This window comes from Methylobacterium dankookense, from assembly GCF_902141855.1.
GTDB lineage: Bacteria > Pseudomonadota > Alphaproteobacteria > Rhizobiales > Beijerinckiaceae > Methylobacterium > Methylobacterium dankookense.
The window spans coordinates 1-14,599 of sequence record NZ_CABFVH010000039.1 but is presented as its reverse complement, the minus strand read 5'-3'; the positions used below and the strand labels follow the sequence as shown (position 1 = coordinate 14,599).

The window sequence follows — 14,599 nt, the reverse complement described above, 5'->3', positions numbered from 1 at the left end:
GGAATTAGGGTCCCTCCGAGAGATGCGGAAGGTACTCGCCATGAGCGAAGCGACGACCCTGGACCGGACCGGGTCCCCCCTCACGCGTCTGCGCGTGTCGGGCATGGACTGCGCCTCCTGCGCGGCCAAGGTCGAGACGGCCGTCCGACGCCTGCCCGGCATCGAGCAGGTCGAGGCCTCGGTCGCGACGGAGACCCTCACGGTCCGGCACGACCCTGCGACAAGCGCCGGGTCCATCGCCGCGACGGTACGGGGGCTCGGCTACGGCGCCGAGGATCCCGACGCCGTCGCGCCGGAGGCAGGGGCCCCGGACATGCCCTGGTGGCGGGCGCCCAGGGCCCTGCTGGTATTCGCCTGCGGCGCGGCGTTGGTGCTGGCTTACGCGGTCGGACGGGTCGCGCCGGCGACCGAGCGCTGGGCCTTCCTCGCCGCCATGGCCGTCGGGCTGGTTCCGGTCGCCCGGCGCGCCCTGTCGGCAGCCCGGCACGGGACGCCGTTCTCCATCGAGATGCTGATGACGGTTGCCGCCGTCGGCGCGACCGTCATCGGGGCCACCGAAGAGGCGGCCACCGTCGTCTTCCTGTTCCTGGTCGGCGAGGTGCTGGAGGGCGTCGCCGCCGGGCGCGCCCGTGCGAGCATCCGTGGGCTCACGGGCCTGGTACCTGACACGGCCCTGCTGGAGCGGGACGGCGCGACCGTACAGGTCCCGGCGGCGAGCCTCCGGGCCGGCGCAACGGTGCTGGTTCGCCCCGGCGACCGGGTCCCGGCGGACGGGACCGTCGCCGAGGGCGAGAGCGCCGTCGACGAGGCGCCAGTCACCGGCGAGAGCGTGCCGAAGCGGAAGGCATCGGGCGACACGGTGTTCGCCGGCACGGTCAACGGCGACGGGGCGCTGCGCGTCCGGGTGACCGCCGCGGCGCGGGACAACACCATCGCCCGCGTCGTGCGGTTGGTGGAGGAGGCGCAGGACACGAAGGCCCCGACCGAGCGCCTGATCGACCGGTTCTCCAAAGTCTACACGCCGGCCGTGGTCGCGGTGGCCGCCCTCGTCGCCGTGGTTCCGCCGCTCCTCGCGGGCGGTTCCTGGGGCGAGTGGGTCTACAAGGGACTGGCCATCCTGCTGATCGGATGCCCCTGCGCATTGGTCATCTCGACGCCGGCGGCCATCGCGGCCGGGCTCTCGGCCGGCGCCCGCCGCGGACTGCTGATCAAGGGCGGCGCCGTGTTGGAGCGGCTGGCCGAGGTCACCCAGGTCGCTTTCGACAAGACGGGCACCCTGACCGGGGGCAAGCCGGTCGTCACCGACGTGGTCGGGATCGGCAGGTCGGAACGGGACGTGCTCTCGCTGGCCGGCGCGCTGGAGGCGGGGTCCTCGCACCCGCTCGCCCGGGCCGTCCTGACCAAGGCCGCCGAGGTCGGGGCTCCGGTGCCTCCCGCATTCGGTGCGACGGCGTTGGGCGGCAAGGGCGTCGCCGGCAAGGTCGGTGGACTCGACCTGTTCCTGGGCTCGCCGCGGGAGGCGGCCGCCCGCACGGCACTCACGGGTGGGCAGGAGGCCCAGGTCTCCGAGCTTCAGGGCGAAGGCAAGACGGTGTCCGTGCTCCTCGCGGATGGGGTGGTGGCTGGGTTGCTCTCCATGCGGGACGAGCCTCGGCCGGACGCAAAGGCCGGCGTCGACCGCTTGGCGGCGGAGGGCGTTGGGGCGGTCATGCTCACCGGCGACAACGCGCGCACCGCGCGGGCCGTGGCCGACGCGCTCGGCATTGAGGCTTTTGCCGAACTCCTGCCCGAGGACAAGCAGCGGATCGTACGCGGGCTGCAGGCCGGCGGTGCGGTTGTGGCGAAGGTCGGCGACGGCATCAACGACGCGCCGGCGCTCGCGGCCGCGGATGTCGGTATCGCGATGGGCGGGGGCGCCGACGTTGCGCTGGAGACGGCCGACGCGGCGGTCCTTCACGGGCGCGTCGCCGACGTCGCCCGCATGATCGAGCTCTCGCGCCGGACGCTTGCCAACATCCGGGCGAACCTCGCCATCGCGCTCGGCCTGAAGGCGGTGTTCCTGGCGACGACGGTCCTTGGCATCACCGGCCTGTGGCCGGCCATCCTCGCCGATACCGGGGCAACGGTCCTCGTGACGGCGAACGCGCTGCGGCTTCTGCGGATGCGGGTTTGAACCGGACGGAGCGCCCCGGCGAACGAGCTGCCCACGGTCGCGGTGACCATAAACCCGAGCTGCAGCTGCTGCGAGAAGTGGGTCGCCCACCTGCGCGAGGCCGGCTTCGCGGTGGCGGTGACCAAGGGATCGGTGAACCCGCTGAAGGCTGGCCTCGGCGTGCCGCGGGACCTTGCCTCCTTCCACACCGTCCTCGTCGGCGGGTATGTGGCCGAGGGGCACGTCTCCGCCGGGGCGATCAAGCGGCTCCTGGCGGAAAGGCCCCAAGGCGCGGGCTGGCCGTCCCGGGCATGCCGCTCGGCTCGCCAGGCATGGAGGTCGAGGGCATGGAATCGGATGTCTACGAGGTCTTGCGGTTCGGGCCTCAGGGACGACCCAGGTTCGTCCGCTACCGCGGCGGCGAGCTGGCTTGAGCCCGCTCGACGCTTGAGCCTGGAGCTGTGGCAAGCTTCAGGACGGCCGGCCTAGCATGTCGAGGATCGGGCAGATCGGCACCTGTTCGCCCGAACATCGCTCGACGGTTCCGTCAAGGATACGTTCCAGCGCCACCAAGTGGGTAAGCTTGGCTCGCACCGCCGCTAGGTGTGCGCTTGCGATATCCCGGACCTCGGCGCAGGACCGGCGGTCCGGTTCCGCGAGCCTCAGCAGTGCCCGAACGTCCTCGATGCCAAAGCCCAGCTCTCGGGCATGGCGGATGAAGGCCAGGCGCTGGACATGGGTGCGGTCATACGCGCGATGGCCGCCCCTGGTTCTGGGAGGCGGCGGCATGAGCCGGATGCTCTCGTAGTAGCGGATGGTTTCGAGGTTGACGCCCGTCGCCTTGGCCAATTGCCCGATGCTGATACCGCGCGATGCCGTGACCATTTTGCCGCTTGAACCCGTAGTAGCTACGGGATGCAGGGTGCCATGCATCAGTCAGGAGCACCACACATGACGGTTCGCACCGTGACCGAACCCACCGAAGAACCGGATCGCAGCACGGTCTCCACCGGTTGGCTTGCCGGCTTGGGCACCCTGTTTGGGATGGGGGCGCTCGCGGCGTCGTCGTGCTGTGCCTTGCCGGTCGCGCTGGTCGGGCTCGGTGCAACAGGCACGGTGCTCGGTGGCCTGAGCCTTCTGACGAACCTTCGTCCCTTTCTGCTAGGCGGGGGGGTCCTTGCGCTGCTTGTCGCCTGGGGCCTGCTGGTCCGATCCCGCGCGACGGCGTGCGCGCTGCATGGACCCTGCACGGAGCCTTCCTCCCGATGGCGGACGGTGGTCCTGCTCGGATCCGGTACCCTGCTGGTCGGCCTTGCCTTGGTGTGGGGGCCACATATCGAGCCGCTACTGTTAAGGGCGATGCGAGGGTGACGATGCAGCTCAATTCGACGCTCACCTGCCCGCAGTGCGCCCGGCAGGCCAAGGAAACGATGCCGGCCGACGCCTGCCAGTTCTTCTATGAATGCACCGGCTGCGGCACGCTCCTTCGCCCCAAGGCCGGAGATTGCTGTGTCTTCTGCTCCTACGGCGACATACCCTGCCCACCGGTCCAAGAGGCCGAGCGGTGTGGGCAAACTGCACGCTGCTGCGGTGGCACCTGACGCATCTCGCGACTTTCGCACCGCTATCGGGGCGCACACCTCGACTATTGCACGTCCAACCGAGCTTCGCGTCCGGCCGGATCGCTACAGCTGCGATGCAATTCCATCGGGTCGGACCGGGCGGGGCACTGCCCAGAAGCACTGTGACAAAGGACCCGAGCCTATTTTGCGGTGAGAGATATCTCGCGCACTACGCGAGGCCAGCTGCAAGGAGACTGTTCCCGAGTGGCGCGTGAACCCGATGGCGGGCGGCTCGGGACTACCGCTGGACCTCGCCTCCTGCCGCACGGCCGAGGGCGTAGCGATATGACCGAGCAGCACGTGCAAGCGGAGAGGCCTCGGAGCAGCACGTCAGGAGGCCCGGCCATGCCGGTCGAGCATCGATGTCGAAGACATGGAGGCCGACCCCGGCGACGTCGTCCTGTTCTAATCAACGGGCCGGCGCGCGTTCGCGTGCTACCGCCGAGGTGAGATTGCGCAGCAGCCTCCTCACAGCGAGTTTCGATGGCGGGCGCACGTGTTCCCTTGGGCGACCCTGGCGAGGCTGAGATAGGCGTCGTCGAGGCAAGCCGAGGTACGCGCGAGACTCCCGGCATCGTCGACGAGGGCCTCCAGTGCGCGGAGGAGATGCTCGGCCGTGGCCGTTGCCCCCTCCCGCCGCGCTCGCTGGAACGCGGCCAGGATGAGGGTGTCGAGGGCTTCCGCCTCGAATTCGGGTGTCGATGCGCTCATGGGCGTCCTACCTCGACGGACGGCGTCTCGGACCGGAAGAGACGTACGGCCGCTGCGGCGAGCGCAAGTTCCGCCGCCGCGAACAGGGCGAGCGTCGTCCCGACCCCGAAACGGAGCAAGCCGCCGAAGAGCAGGCTTCCCAGCCCGAACCCGGTGAACAGCAGGCAGACGTTGAGCCCCATGGCCTGGCCCGGACGTTGGCCCCCGAGCGCGGTGACGATGCCGGCGAGCAGCGGCTGGGTCATGTCGTAGCCGAGCGACAGGACCGTCACCGCCACCGCCGCCAGGAGAAGCGGCGCGTTGAGGGTCAGGGCCGCCGCCGACAAGGCCCCCAGGAGCAGGCCGGCCGGGAGCAGGCGGCCGCGCCCTCGCCGGTCCGCGATGCGGCCGATGACGGGCCCCAGGAGGAAGCCCGGGATGCCGTAGCCGAGGAGCGCAAGGCCGACCCCGACGGGACCGAGCCCGTATCGCTGCTCGAAGTACAGGCCGAGCCAGGTGAACACGCCGGAATGGAACATCGAGTTGAGCAGGACAAAGCCGTAGGTGCGGCATCCGCGTGGGTTGAGCAGGAGGTCGCGATAGCCGCGGAACAGGTCGGGCAGCCGTGTCCCGGCCGCCGTGGCGCCCGGGATGATCCCCTGTGACGGCGCGAGGACGAGCAGGAGCGCGCCCCCGGCGACGCCAACGGTGAGGAATAGGCCGCGCCATCCCACGACCGGTTCGAGCAGGGCACCGAAGGTCGACCCGAAGGCCATGCCGCCGGCCATTGCCCCAAACAACCATCCCAGGGGGCGCCCGCGTCGTTTGTAGGGGAAGAGCCGGCCTACGAGAACCAGGCCGAGCGGAACGACCCCGCTCGCCCCCAGGCCGGTCATGAAGCGCCACATGGCGAGTTGCCCGACCGAGCTCGCCGTGGCCGTCAGGGCCGTCAGCGCCGCGAAGGTGCCCAGGGAACCCGCCATGACGCGCCAGACGCCGAGGCGGTCCGCCAGCAAACCGTAGACCAACGTCGCCGCGCCGTACGGGATCAGGTAGGCGGGAACGATGAGCCCGACGCGCTCGGGCGAGACGCCGAACCCCTGCGCCAACTGCGGCAGGACCGGCGCGACCATGAACGCCTGGAAGAAGATCACGAATGCCGCCGCCGCGAGCACGCGGAGCAGGCGCTCGCGGTCGACCTCCGCGGGCTCTGCCGCTCCGGGGATCATGCCTGCACCTCGGCGCCGTCGAACCCGCCGTTGGCGAGCGCCGCCCGGATCTCCGCGGGTCCGACGCGGGACGGCTCGAACCGAACGGCGACGTACTTGCGCCACGCGCTGGACCTCGCCTGCCGGATCCCCGGAACGGCCATCAGCAGGTCACGGACCGTCTCGGCGCACCTGTCGCACAGCATTCCCGGCACGGAGAGGGTGACCTCCGTCAGGGAGGCGGTTTCGTCGCTCATGAGGTCTCCGGGGTTCAGAGCAGGTCCGCGTAGACCCGTGCGTAGTAGGCGCTGACCAGTAGGAGCGCAGCGCCGCTGAGGAGCTGCAGGGCTCGCCCCCAGACGCCGAGGCGGGCCAGGCGGGTGACCGCGCTCCCGGCCGCACCGGCGGCGAGGAAGGGCAGGCCCCGACCGAGGCCGAATGCGAGGGCGAGGACGACGCCGCGCCCGGTCCGACCCTCCGCAGCCGCCACCGTGAGCAGCAGCAGCAGCGGCGCGACTGAGGTGCCGACGCTGAACACCAAGCCGTAGGCGAAGGCGCCGAGGAGGCCGGGGCGGCGCCAGGCTGTCAGCGCTCGGGTGCGCAGGCGCGGCCACCAAAATGCGAGCAGCGCCGCCGCGAGCGAAACGACGGCCATGAGCAGGGCCCAGTTCCGGCCGAACGCCTCCGTCGCGAGCGCGCCGAGATGTCCCGCCGCGGAGCCGAGGGCGGCGAGGCTCAGGACGATTCCGGCAAAGAAGGCCCCGGCCACCTGCAGTCCGGCGCGGCGGGACCCCGCCTCCGAGGCCCCGGCGACGCTGGCCAGGCCCAGCCCGACCGGCAGGGTGCAGGGGCAGACCGCGCTGGCCAGCACCCCGGCGAGGAATCCGATCCAGAGGGCGGCCGGCCCGCCGGCGCCGGTCGCCAAGGGCTGGACGAGGTGTTCGAGCGTCACGGCGCCACCATGGGAGGACCGGGGGTGTAACCGAGGCCCGCGATGGCCGTCCGCACGCGACCGAGCAAGAGGGGTCGGCCAGCGGCGTAGGTGACGCGGAGCGTGCGGCCGACGAAATCGATCTCCGCGTCGGTCACCCCGTCCACCTTCCGGACCGCACGCTTGATCGAGGCGGCGCAGGAGAGGCAGGCCATGCCTTCCACCGGGATGGTCGCGACCCTCAGGTCGGAGCCGCGGCGTGACATGGCCGGCGCATCCTCCTGGGCCCGAACCGGCCTGCCCGGTCCCAGGAGGAGGGCCGCCAGCGCGACCGCCGCGCTCGAAGAATTCAGGAACTTCATCGCCGACCTCTTTCGGTCGCGAGCCCGTTCGTGCCGGGCAGGCTGCCGACGCTCGTGATCGCGCCCAGGAACAGTCCGGGCTGGCCCCAAAGGGAATTGAGGAAGATCGCGGTGACGCTCACCGCCATGGCGACCATGGCCCAGATCGGATTGACGAGGCCGGTCGCGGCGACCGGGATGCCAAGGCCGTTGAAGGCGAAGGCCAGCCAGACGTTCTGGAGCATCTTGGCGTAGCTGCGCCGGCTGATGCGGCGGGCGAGCGGCAGCGCGGCCAGGCGGTTCGACAGGATGATGATGTCCGCGGCCTCGATGGCGATGTCGGTACCCCCGCCCATGGCGATGCCGACGTCGGCCTGCATCAGGGCGGGCGCGTCGTTGATGCCGTCGCCGACCATGGCGACCTTGGCAGTCGCCTGGAGGCGCCGCACGGTCTCCGCCTTGCCGTCGGGCAGTACCCCCGCGTGGACTTCGTCGATGCCCGCCTCGGCGGCGATCCGGCAAGCGGCCGGCTCGTTGTCACCGGTGAGCAGGACCGTCCGCAGGCCCTCGGCCCGCAAGGCCGCGACCGCCCGCGCCGCGTCGGACCGTAGCCTGTCGTCGAGGGCGAGCAGGCCCAGCAGGCGACGGTCCCGACCGACCACGATGACGGTGCGCCCGGCCCCCTCCAGGTCCTGGATGCGAGCCGCTGCGGACGAGAGGTCGATGCCCCGGCCCGCTAGGAACGCCGGGCTGCCGACCAGGACCTCGCCCGCCCCGGTGCGGGCGACGACGCCCTTGCCCGGAACGGCCTCGAACGAGGTCACGTCCGGGGGCACGGCGCCGCGCGCGAACGCGGCCTTGACCACCGCCTGCGCGAGCGGGTGCTCGGACGTGGCCTCGGCCGCGGCGGCAAGGGCGACGAGATCGGCCTCGCTCCCGGAGAACGCCTCGACCTCGCGGACCGTGGGTCGGCCCTCGGTGAGGGTCCCGGTCTTGTCGAGGACGACCGTGTCGACGAGGCGGTAGCCCTGGAAGGCCTCGCCGGTCCGCATCAGGATGCCGTGCTCGGCGGCCTCGCCGGCCCCCCGCACGATGGAGAGGGGCGCCGAGATGCCGACGGCGCACGGGTAGCCCATGACCAGGACGCTCAGGCCCGCGAACACGGCCCGCTCGATGTCGGGTTCGCCGCCGGCCAACGAGGTCATGGCGAGCCAGCCGACGTAGGCCAGCGCGGCAACCACGAGCACGGTCGGGGTGTAGACCTGCAGGACGCGGTCGACGAGGTGGAGCAGGCCGGGCTTGAGGGCGCGGGCGTCCTCGACCTCGCGCACCACCTTCTGCAGGAAGCTGCCGGCCCCCACCGCGGTCACCCGCACCAGCAGGGTGCCGGTGCCGTTGATCGAGCCGCCGATGACGGCGTCGCCCTCCGCGCGCTCGACCGGGATGGGCTCGCCGGTGATGAGGGCCTGGTCGACGGCGGAGCGGCCGCCCGCGACCGTGCCGTCGACGGGCACGCGTTCCCCGGGGCGGATGCGGACGAGGTCGCCGGCCGCGACGGCGTCCAGTGGCACATCCCGCTCCTGTCCGTCCCGGACCATGCGGGCGGTCTCCGGCTGAAGGTCGAGGAGCCGCTTCACGGCCTGGGAGCTGCGCGTCTTGACGATAAGCGACAGCCACTCGGAGAAGATGTGGTAGGTCGCGACCATGACCGAGACGGCGAAGAACGGCGCGGTCGGGTAGTCCGGCCGTTCGAGGACCAGCCCGATGACGCCGCCGAGCATGCCCGCGAAGGCGCCGATCTCCAGCAGCACGTGCTGGTTCAGGATGCCGCGGCGGAGGGCCTGGATGGCCATGTGCAGGATGTGGCCCCCAACCCCGAAGACGAGCACGACCGCGAGCGCCGCGACGAGCCAGGGGGCGAAGGCCGCAAGGTAACCCTGGAGGTTCAGGTAGAGCAGGCCGAGCGCCACGGCGGCGAGACCGACGGTGCTGGCGGCCGCAGCGAGGAGGCTGGTCTTCCGCAGGACAAGGAAGACCATCGCGCCGAGGCTAAGGCAGACCAGGGCGGGCAGGAAGCCGATCCAGCCGAGGGTGGGGTCCGCGATGATGGGAATCGAGGCGACGCTCAGGGCGACCGCCACGACGAAGCGGCGGCTCTCGCGCACAAGATCGCGCTCCTCCTCCTCGTAGGGCCGGACCTTGCGCGGGTCGGAGATGGTGTAGCCGATGTCGCGCAGGATCCCCAGCAACGCGGCCGGCCGCGCGACCCTCGGGTCGTACTCGACGAGGGCCTGCTCGTGGGTCAGGCTGACCGCCACTTTGTCGACGCCGGGCTGGCTGCCCAGGGCCTTCTCGATGGTCCCGGTGCAGAGCGAGCAGTGCAGGCCGCCGATCCGAGCACGGATGCGCGCCCGGTCGGGCCGGCTGGCAGGCTCCTCGCTCCATAGGGAAAGGTCGGTTTCGAGGGCCGCTGTGGCCATCGGTCTGCCTCCTGGAATGTCCGGTCGGGTGGATCAGGCCGAGGTGCGGGCCACGACGCGGAAGCCGCGCTTCTCGATCAGCTCGACGAGGCGGTCCTCGCTTGTGGCCGCCGGGTCGAAGAGGGCTCGGACGCGTCCCTCGTCGAAGGAGACGTCGATGCCGCGGACGCCGGGATGAGCCTCCAGCAGGGAGCCGACCGAGGCGGAGCAGGCGGCGCACCGCCAACCTTCGACCTTCAGGGTGACCGTCCTCATGGCGTGTTCCTCTTCCTCGGTTCGTCGCATCGGCAGGTACTCGGCTCCCGCGGAGCCTCGTCGAGAGCTTCCAGGATGGTGCAGCCGCTCAGGCCGCCGTGGCCCGGGCACGACGCGACCACGGCCTCCAAGGCAGCGCGGACGCGCAGGAGCTCGGAGATCTTCTCGTCCACCTCTGCGATCTTGTGCTGGGCTTGGGCACGCACATCGGCGCAGTCGGCCTCCGGGTTAGCCCGCAGGGCGAGCAGCTCCTGCGCCTCCCTGAGGGAAAACCCGATCCTCTGGGCCTGCCGGATGAAGCGGATGCGAGCGACCACCTCGGGCGGGTAGGTCCGATAGCCTGCCCCCTTGGCCGGCTGCTCGATCAGACCCTGGCGCTCGTAGAACCGGATGGTCTCGACGCCGACACCAGCCTCCTGCGCCGCTTTTCCGATGGTCAAATTCCTCATCTGCCGTCCCGGCATCACCAACACTCCACGAGCCTACACTCCGTACTATGGTACGGGGTCAAGGGAGCATAAGGCCGCCCACTGATTAAGGGTGGGATTTCGAGATGAAACAGCAAAGCTGAGGGGAAGGCCCGCTGGGATCGGCCCGTTGGGGGGGCTTGATCAAGTGCTATCGGGATCGGCGCTGCGAGTTTCATTGGATAGCGCCCACCTTGCCGAGGCACCGGTGTCGGCGGCACTCGCGACCTTGGCCTGTGCAGCTCAAGCGATTGACTTGGGCCGAGGCCATTCAGGTTGGAATTTCTAACCTCCGGCCCGGATCGTTCGCGCAGTACGGGGGATGGGTATGAGATTTCTTATGGGCGCCACGCTGGCTTTGCTTGCAGGGTTCGTAACAAGTCAGCTGACAATATCTGCCAGCCACGCAGCCTAGGCCGACAACGTTCCGGCCCATCATCGCGTCTGTCTCAAGCGGGCCGATCCGCAATATAGAATCTGGCGTTCCGACGAGGAGCGACCCTGGATTGCCGCCGTCGTCCGCAAAGTCAATGATGCGCGGCAGCTGCCGTGATCCAGCACGGCCCTGTGCGGAAGCCGCCGATGAAGGCGATGTCCATGCGCCTCCCGATGCGTCCGACATTGCACTTCTCGATGCTGAAGCCCGGCGACCGGGTTCAGGTCCGCGCCGCTGAAAACGCCGGGCAGGTCAAGGTCGTGGGCCGGAGGATGCTTCAGTTGCGCCCGTCAGGACGATGGAGTGCCTCCCGCCTGTCCTCTGGGGGCCGAGTGTGGTGCCGGCCGGCGCATTGCTTGAACCGTGGGCATCGACGTGGTCCAGGAGGCGCAGCCCGCCTCAGCATCCGACATTAAGGGGGCCTCGGTGCTCCGGATGTTGAGATGGTTACCGCGGACTATGGAACCGGCAACCATCTTGATTGCCGTGAATGGACCTTTGCTCCGCGGGCCGCCTTAGATGTAGCCGAAGTATAGGGTTGAAGTTCGTCCCTGGGGCGATCCCGTTCAGCCTCGCTCAGGGACCGGCTCCGACGCCGTCGTGCTTCGCCTGCGTCCTGCTGACCAGAACGCCAATCGCTTCTCCGCTTCGGTAGAAGCGCGCCCCACGGTTCTCCAGGGCTTCGCGCAAGGCCCGTACCACACGGCCCCGGGGCTCCACTTTCTGGTTCTCGTAATCATTGATCGTTTTCTTGCTGACGTCCGAGAGCTTCGAGAATTCAAGCTGCGTCAGACCGAGCAACTCCCGGGCTGCTTGGCACACGACACCCGGCAGGGATGCGCCGGGCTCCAGCGCTTCGACGTTGGCTGAGGATAAGTCGAGCGGCGGCTTGCTTTGCTCGTGATAAAATATTACACCTGTGGTATAGTTCCATCTCTTCGTTTGAGCTCGCCCGTCCGCGCGTGGTCCCACTCCATCGCCGGCATCCGTGGCCCGCTCCGCTCTCTCGGGATGGGACTGCTCCATGCTCTACGCCTTCTACGGGGCCGATGGCCGTTCGGCCGCGACCCATGCCGCCCTCGTGGCGGCCCACGCCCTGGCGACCGCCGCACGGCCCGCCACGTTGCTGAGGATCACCGAGCGGGGACAGGGCCTTGCCCGGATCCCGGAGACGATGCCAGAGGCCCTGTGCGTCGTCGAGGCCGAACCCGGCGACCTCATGACCTTCGACGATCCGGAGGAGCTGATCAGGCAGGCACGGGCCACGGCGCGGGACGTCGTCCTGGACCTTCCGCTCTCCTGGCTCCCCGAGCGCAGCTTGCGCGAGGCGGCGGCCTTGTCGGTGGTCGTCGTCGGCCCGGGCGCCATGGAGGAGCGCCTCGCAGCCTTCGCCCTTGGTCAGTGCGGGGAGCAGGTAACCGCGGGGCGGCCGGCGCCGGATCAGGCTTCGGGCGCGGGGCCGGAGCCCGGATCCCCTGCCCCGATCTGGTTGCTCGGGGCCGGACGTGCCGGCGGAGGTCCGGACGCCACCCGTTTCGAACAGGCGATGCGCCCCCTCCTCCGCCGCGCCGGGGCCGGCGACGGGTGCCGGTTCCTGCCCGTGGCCCTGCCTGCGCCGACGCGGTCCGAGGCGCACGCCGTCGCGGCGGGCCATCCGCTGGCCGGAACGGTGCGGCAGGGCATGCTCCTTCTCGCCGCCATCGAGGTGGCCGCCCAGGATCCCTTCGTCGCTTCCCTCGACAGCGGGCGGTTCGCCCGCGCGCTCGGCCTTGATCCCGACCTGCCCATCACCCCCGACGAGCGGCGGCTCTGCGACCGGCTGCGCGACCTCGCCGACGCGCTGGAGGCGCTGGAGCAAGGCGGACCGGCTCCGGAGGAGATGGCGCGGGCGCCGCTCATGGAATCCTGGAGTTTTCTGAGCGGCCGGACGCGGGTGCTTGCCGGCGTCTCCTTCGGCCACCCGACCATCACTTCCGGGCGCCCCACCCTCACCTCGGACGTCTTCGCCACGGACGGAAGAACTTGGGCGCGGACGCTGTCGCGCCTCTATCGCCTGGGGACACCGGCAGAGGCGACGCCGGCGGCGGGGCTCCAGTGAGCGCGCGCCCTCCCGCCCATCCCGACGCCATGGAGATAGCCTGACATGTCCCGACCTGCTTCCGGGCGCCGCGACGCCTGCCCGGCCGCTCCTGCGTGCCCGCCCGCCGCCAACGCCGCGCTGAGGCGCGCGCCCCCGATGCTCAGGCTGTGGCGGGTCGTGCCGCCGCAGTCCCTCGGTCCCGCGACGGCGCGCTCACTCCTCATGGTGTTGCGCGCGGTCGAACCCCCTTGCGCCCGGCGACGCTGGGACGCTGCGCTCCGGGGCGATCCGGTCGCGACCACGCGCATCGCGCTCACGGTCCTGCGCCTGGAAGGGGTGAGCGGACCAGCGGCCGACACCGTCGCGAGCGCCCTGCTGCTGCGTGCCTTGTGCGGTGATCGAACCGCCCCGGTCGTCCTCGCAAGCGCGCTGAGGCGATTGGCGCGCCGACGTCCGGACGAGCGTCACCTGGTCGAACTCGCCGCGCGGTGGGCGGCCTGGGTGCCGCGCGTCCCGCCGGCGCCGCGGCCGTGACCGACTGGGACCGGTTCGCCCCGGCGCCGACCGAGAACCCCTGCCCCGCATCCCAATCGCCCAAGGACGGCACCCATGCGCATCTGGATCCTGTCGGACCTTCACCAAGGAGTGGGAGGGCCACCGTGGAACCCGGCCCGTATCCCCGAAGCTGACGTGGTGGTCGTCGCTGGCGACGTCTGCGAGGGGCTGGGCGCCGCGGTGGACTGGGCGGCCGAAGCGCTCGGACGCCACATGCCGGTCGTGATGGTCGCCGGCAACCACGAGTTTTACCGCCGCATCCACGGCGAGGAACTCGCGCTGGGCCGTGCCGCCGCGCAAGCCGCCGGCATTCACCTGCTGGAGGACGAGGCGGTCACGCTCGGCGGCGTCCGGTTCTGCGGGGCCACCCTCTGGACCGACTATGCGCTCGATGGCCTTGAACGGCGGCGGGCGGCGATGGACGCCGCCGGCCGTGGCCTCAACGACCACCGGCGCATCCGCTGGGGCCACGCGCGGCGGCCCTTCCGCCCGGAGGAGGCGCTCGGCCTGCACGAGGCCTCGCGCGCCTTCCTGGACGCCGTCCTCCGGGAGACCCCCGGCGGGTTGCACCAGGTGGTGGTCACGCACCACGGCCCGGCACCGGCCTCCGTCGCGCCGGCCTTCGCCGGCGACCCGCTGAACCCGGCCTTCGTCTCCGATCTCGGGCCGATGATCGAGGACCGGCGCCCCGCCCTCTGGGTTCACGGTCACGTCCACGCCAGCCTCGACTACGTGCACGCCGCCACACGGGTGATCTGCAACCCCCGCGGGTACGGCTCCGAGAACCCGGCCTTCCGCGCGGATCTCGTGGTGGAGGTCGGCGCGTGAGGACGCCTCCCGCATCGGGCGTCGCGGCAAACGGGGGACTTGGATGACCGCCTACCTTCCGGCCGACCTGCACGAGCAGGTCGCCGCCCTGCGCACGCTGCTCGGCCGCCTGGAGCGGGTCGTCGCGGGGGCGTCGCCGATCCGCAGGGAGCTCGCGTGGGCCCCCCTCGTCGAGGGCTGGGTGCCCGCCTCGCAGCCGCTTCCCGCCATCGTCGGCGTGATCGACGGGAGTGCCGTGCTGACGGGCCGGATGTGGGCGCTCGACCCGAACCTCGGATGGGCGCTGACGGAGGAGGGCTGGCTGCGCCTCGGCCAGCGCGGCGAAGCCTGACGCGTCGGATCACGAAGATGGAGGACGAATTTCCTTTGACCGGTCCTGTCGTACCCCCGAGCCTCGCGCGCAGGATCGTCCTGCGCCACCTGCCGCGCATCCTGCGTGCGGGCCTAGATCCCGATGTGTTTCGGCGTGCAACTTTGACCCCTTGAGGCGGGGGATCGGCGTCCAATTCTGACCCCCTAACCTCGTTCTCGCAGACTGCCCTCTGGTGCGGCCG

At 70.9% G+C, this 14,599-nt stretch carries 17 protein-coding genes and 1 pseudogene; 8 read left to right on the top strand and 10 right to left on the bottom strand.

The features are described from left to right. The first annotated feature begins 40 nt into the window (after positions 1–40). Both MTDSW087_RS22285 and MTDSW087_RS22280 read left to right on the top strand, forming a co-directional pair. The gene (locus MTDSW087_RS22285) at positions 41–2,173 is read left to right on the top strand and encodes a heavy metal translocating P-type ATPase (RefSeq protein WP_144767069.1); all 2,133 of its coding nucleotides are present in this window, start codon (positions 41–43) and stop codon (positions 2,171–2,173) included. Positions 2,174–2,191: 18 nt separating this feature from the next. Continuing rightward, a pseudogene (locus tag MTDSW087_RS22280) lies at positions 2,192–2,586 on the top strand (DUF411 domain-containing protein); the annotation flags it as partial. A gap of 37 nt (positions 2,587–2,623) precedes the next feature. Here MTDSW087_RS22280 and MTDSW087_RS22275 read toward each other — a convergent pair. Further along, on the bottom strand, positions 2,624–3,037 hold the full coding sequence (locus tag MTDSW087_RS22275) for a MerR family transcriptional regulator (RefSeq protein WP_063111996.1): 414 nt from the start codon (positions 3,035–3,037) through the stop codon (positions 2,624–2,626). Between the two features lie 66 nt (positions 3,038–3,103). Between MTDSW087_RS22275 and MTDSW087_RS22270 the strand changes: the two genes are divergently transcribed. Together MTDSW087_RS22270 and MTDSW087_RS30960 are read left to right on the top strand one after the other, a co-directional pair. Further along, on the top strand, positions 3,104–3,523 hold the full coding sequence (locus tag MTDSW087_RS22270) for a mercuric transporter MerT family protein (protein WP_186383960.1): 420 nt from the start codon (positions 3,104–3,106) through the stop codon (positions 3,521–3,523). A gap of 2 nt (positions 3,524–3,525) precedes the next feature. Further along, positions 3,526–3,753, top strand: coding sequence for a GDCCVxC domain-containing (seleno)protein (locus MTDSW087_RS30960; RefSeq protein WP_144767067.1), 228 nt, complete (start codon positions 3,526–3,528; stop codon positions 3,751–3,753). Positions 3,754–4,242: 489 nt separating this feature from the next. On the opposite strand, the gene MTDSW087_RS22260 is transcribed toward MTDSW087_RS30960, so the two are convergent. From MTDSW087_RS22260 to MTDSW087_RS22225, 8 genes are read right to left on the bottom strand one after another with little or no spacing between them, the layout of a single operon-like run. Further along, positions 4,243–4,485, bottom strand: coding sequence for a hypothetical protein (locus MTDSW087_RS22260; protein ID WP_144767066.1), 243 nt, complete (start codon positions 4,483–4,485; stop codon positions 4,243–4,245). After that, complete coding sequence (locus MTDSW087_RS22255) at positions 4,482–5,693, bottom strand: MFS transporter (protein WP_144767065.1); 1,212 nt, start codon at positions 5,691–5,693, stop codon at positions 4,482–4,484. The genes MTDSW087_RS22260 and MTDSW087_RS22255 overlap by 4 nt, the downstream gene beginning before the upstream one ends. Next, positions 5,690–5,929 carry a heavy-metal-associated domain-containing protein gene (locus MTDSW087_RS22250; RefSeq protein ID WP_043075204.1) on the bottom strand — a complete coding sequence of 80 codons (240 nt, stop codon included), beginning with the start codon at positions 5,927–5,929 and terminating at the stop codon, positions 5,690–5,692. The genes MTDSW087_RS22255 and MTDSW087_RS22250 overlap by 4 nt, the downstream gene beginning before the upstream one ends. Positions 5,930–5,943: 14 nt before the next feature. Then, entirely contained in the window at positions 5,944–6,624 is a 681-nt protein-coding gene (locus MTDSW087_RS22245; protein ID WP_063111999.1) for a cytochrome c biogenesis CcdA family protein, read from the bottom strand. Further along, on the bottom strand, positions 6,621–6,965 hold the full coding sequence (locus MTDSW087_RS22240) for a heavy-metal-associated domain-containing protein (RefSeq protein ID WP_063112000.1): 345 nt from the start codon (positions 6,963–6,965) through the stop codon (positions 6,621–6,623). The genes MTDSW087_RS22245 and MTDSW087_RS22240 overlap by 4 nt, the downstream gene beginning before the upstream one ends. Further along, positions 6,962–9,424: a heavy metal translocating P-type ATPase gene (locus MTDSW087_RS22235; RefSeq protein WP_063112001.1), complete on the bottom strand. Its 2,463-nt coding sequence runs from the start codon at positions 9,422–9,424 to the stop codon at positions 6,962–6,964. The genes MTDSW087_RS22240 and MTDSW087_RS22235 overlap by 4 nt, the downstream gene beginning before the upstream one ends. A gap of 33 nt (positions 9,425–9,457) precedes the next feature. Beyond that, positions 9,458–9,679, bottom strand: a complete 222-nt coding sequence (locus MTDSW087_RS22230; RefSeq protein ID WP_144767064.1) for a heavy-metal-associated domain-containing protein — start codon at positions 9,677–9,679, stop codon at positions 9,458–9,460. Continuing rightward, positions 9,676–10,128, bottom strand: a complete 453-nt coding sequence (locus MTDSW087_RS22225) for a MerR family transcriptional regulator (protein WP_063112021.1) — start codon at positions 10,126–10,128, stop codon at positions 9,676–9,678. Before MTDSW087_RS22225 ends, MTDSW087_RS22230 begins: the two co-directional genes overlap by 4 nt. Positions 10,129–10,695: 567 nt before the next feature. Here MTDSW087_RS22225 and MTDSW087_RS31455 point away from each other — a divergent pair. Next, complete coding sequence (locus MTDSW087_RS31455) at positions 10,696–10,998, top strand: copper-binding protein (RefSeq protein WP_373321958.1); 303 nt, start codon at positions 10,696–10,698, stop codon at positions 10,996–10,998. Positions 10,999–11,158: 160 nt separating this feature from the next. Here the strand turns inward: MTDSW087_RS31455 and MTDSW087_RS30955 are convergent, their stop codons facing one another. Beyond that, complete coding sequence (locus MTDSW087_RS30955) at positions 11,159–11,608, bottom strand: helix-turn-helix domain-containing protein (RefSeq protein WP_238179004.1); 450 nt, start codon at positions 11,606–11,608, stop codon at positions 11,159–11,161. Between MTDSW087_RS30955 and MTDSW087_RS22210 the strand changes: the two genes are divergently transcribed. The 3 genes from MTDSW087_RS22210 to MTDSW087_RS22200 all read left to right on the top strand — a co-directional run bounded on the left by MTDSW087_RS22210 (position 11,607) and on the right by MTDSW087_RS22200 (position 14,376). Then, on the top strand, positions 11,607–12,680 hold the full coding sequence (locus tag MTDSW087_RS22210) for a hypothetical protein (protein WP_144767062.1): 1,074 nt from the start codon (positions 11,607–11,609) through the stop codon (positions 12,678–12,680). The two genes, MTDSW087_RS30955 and MTDSW087_RS22210, sit on opposite strands and share 2 nt — an antisense overlap. 591 nt (positions 12,681–13,271) lie before the next feature. Continuing rightward, on the top strand, positions 13,272–14,045 hold the full coding sequence (locus MTDSW087_RS22205; protein ID WP_144767061.1) for a metallophosphoesterase: 774 nt from the start codon (positions 13,272–13,274) through the stop codon (positions 14,043–14,045). 43 nt (positions 14,046–14,088) lie between these two features. Beyond that, positions 14,089–14,376, top strand: a complete 288-nt coding sequence (locus MTDSW087_RS22200) for a hypothetical protein (protein ID WP_096485555.1) — start codon at positions 14,089–14,091, stop codon at positions 14,374–14,376. The last annotated feature ends 223 nt before the right edge of the window (positions 14,377–14,599 follow it).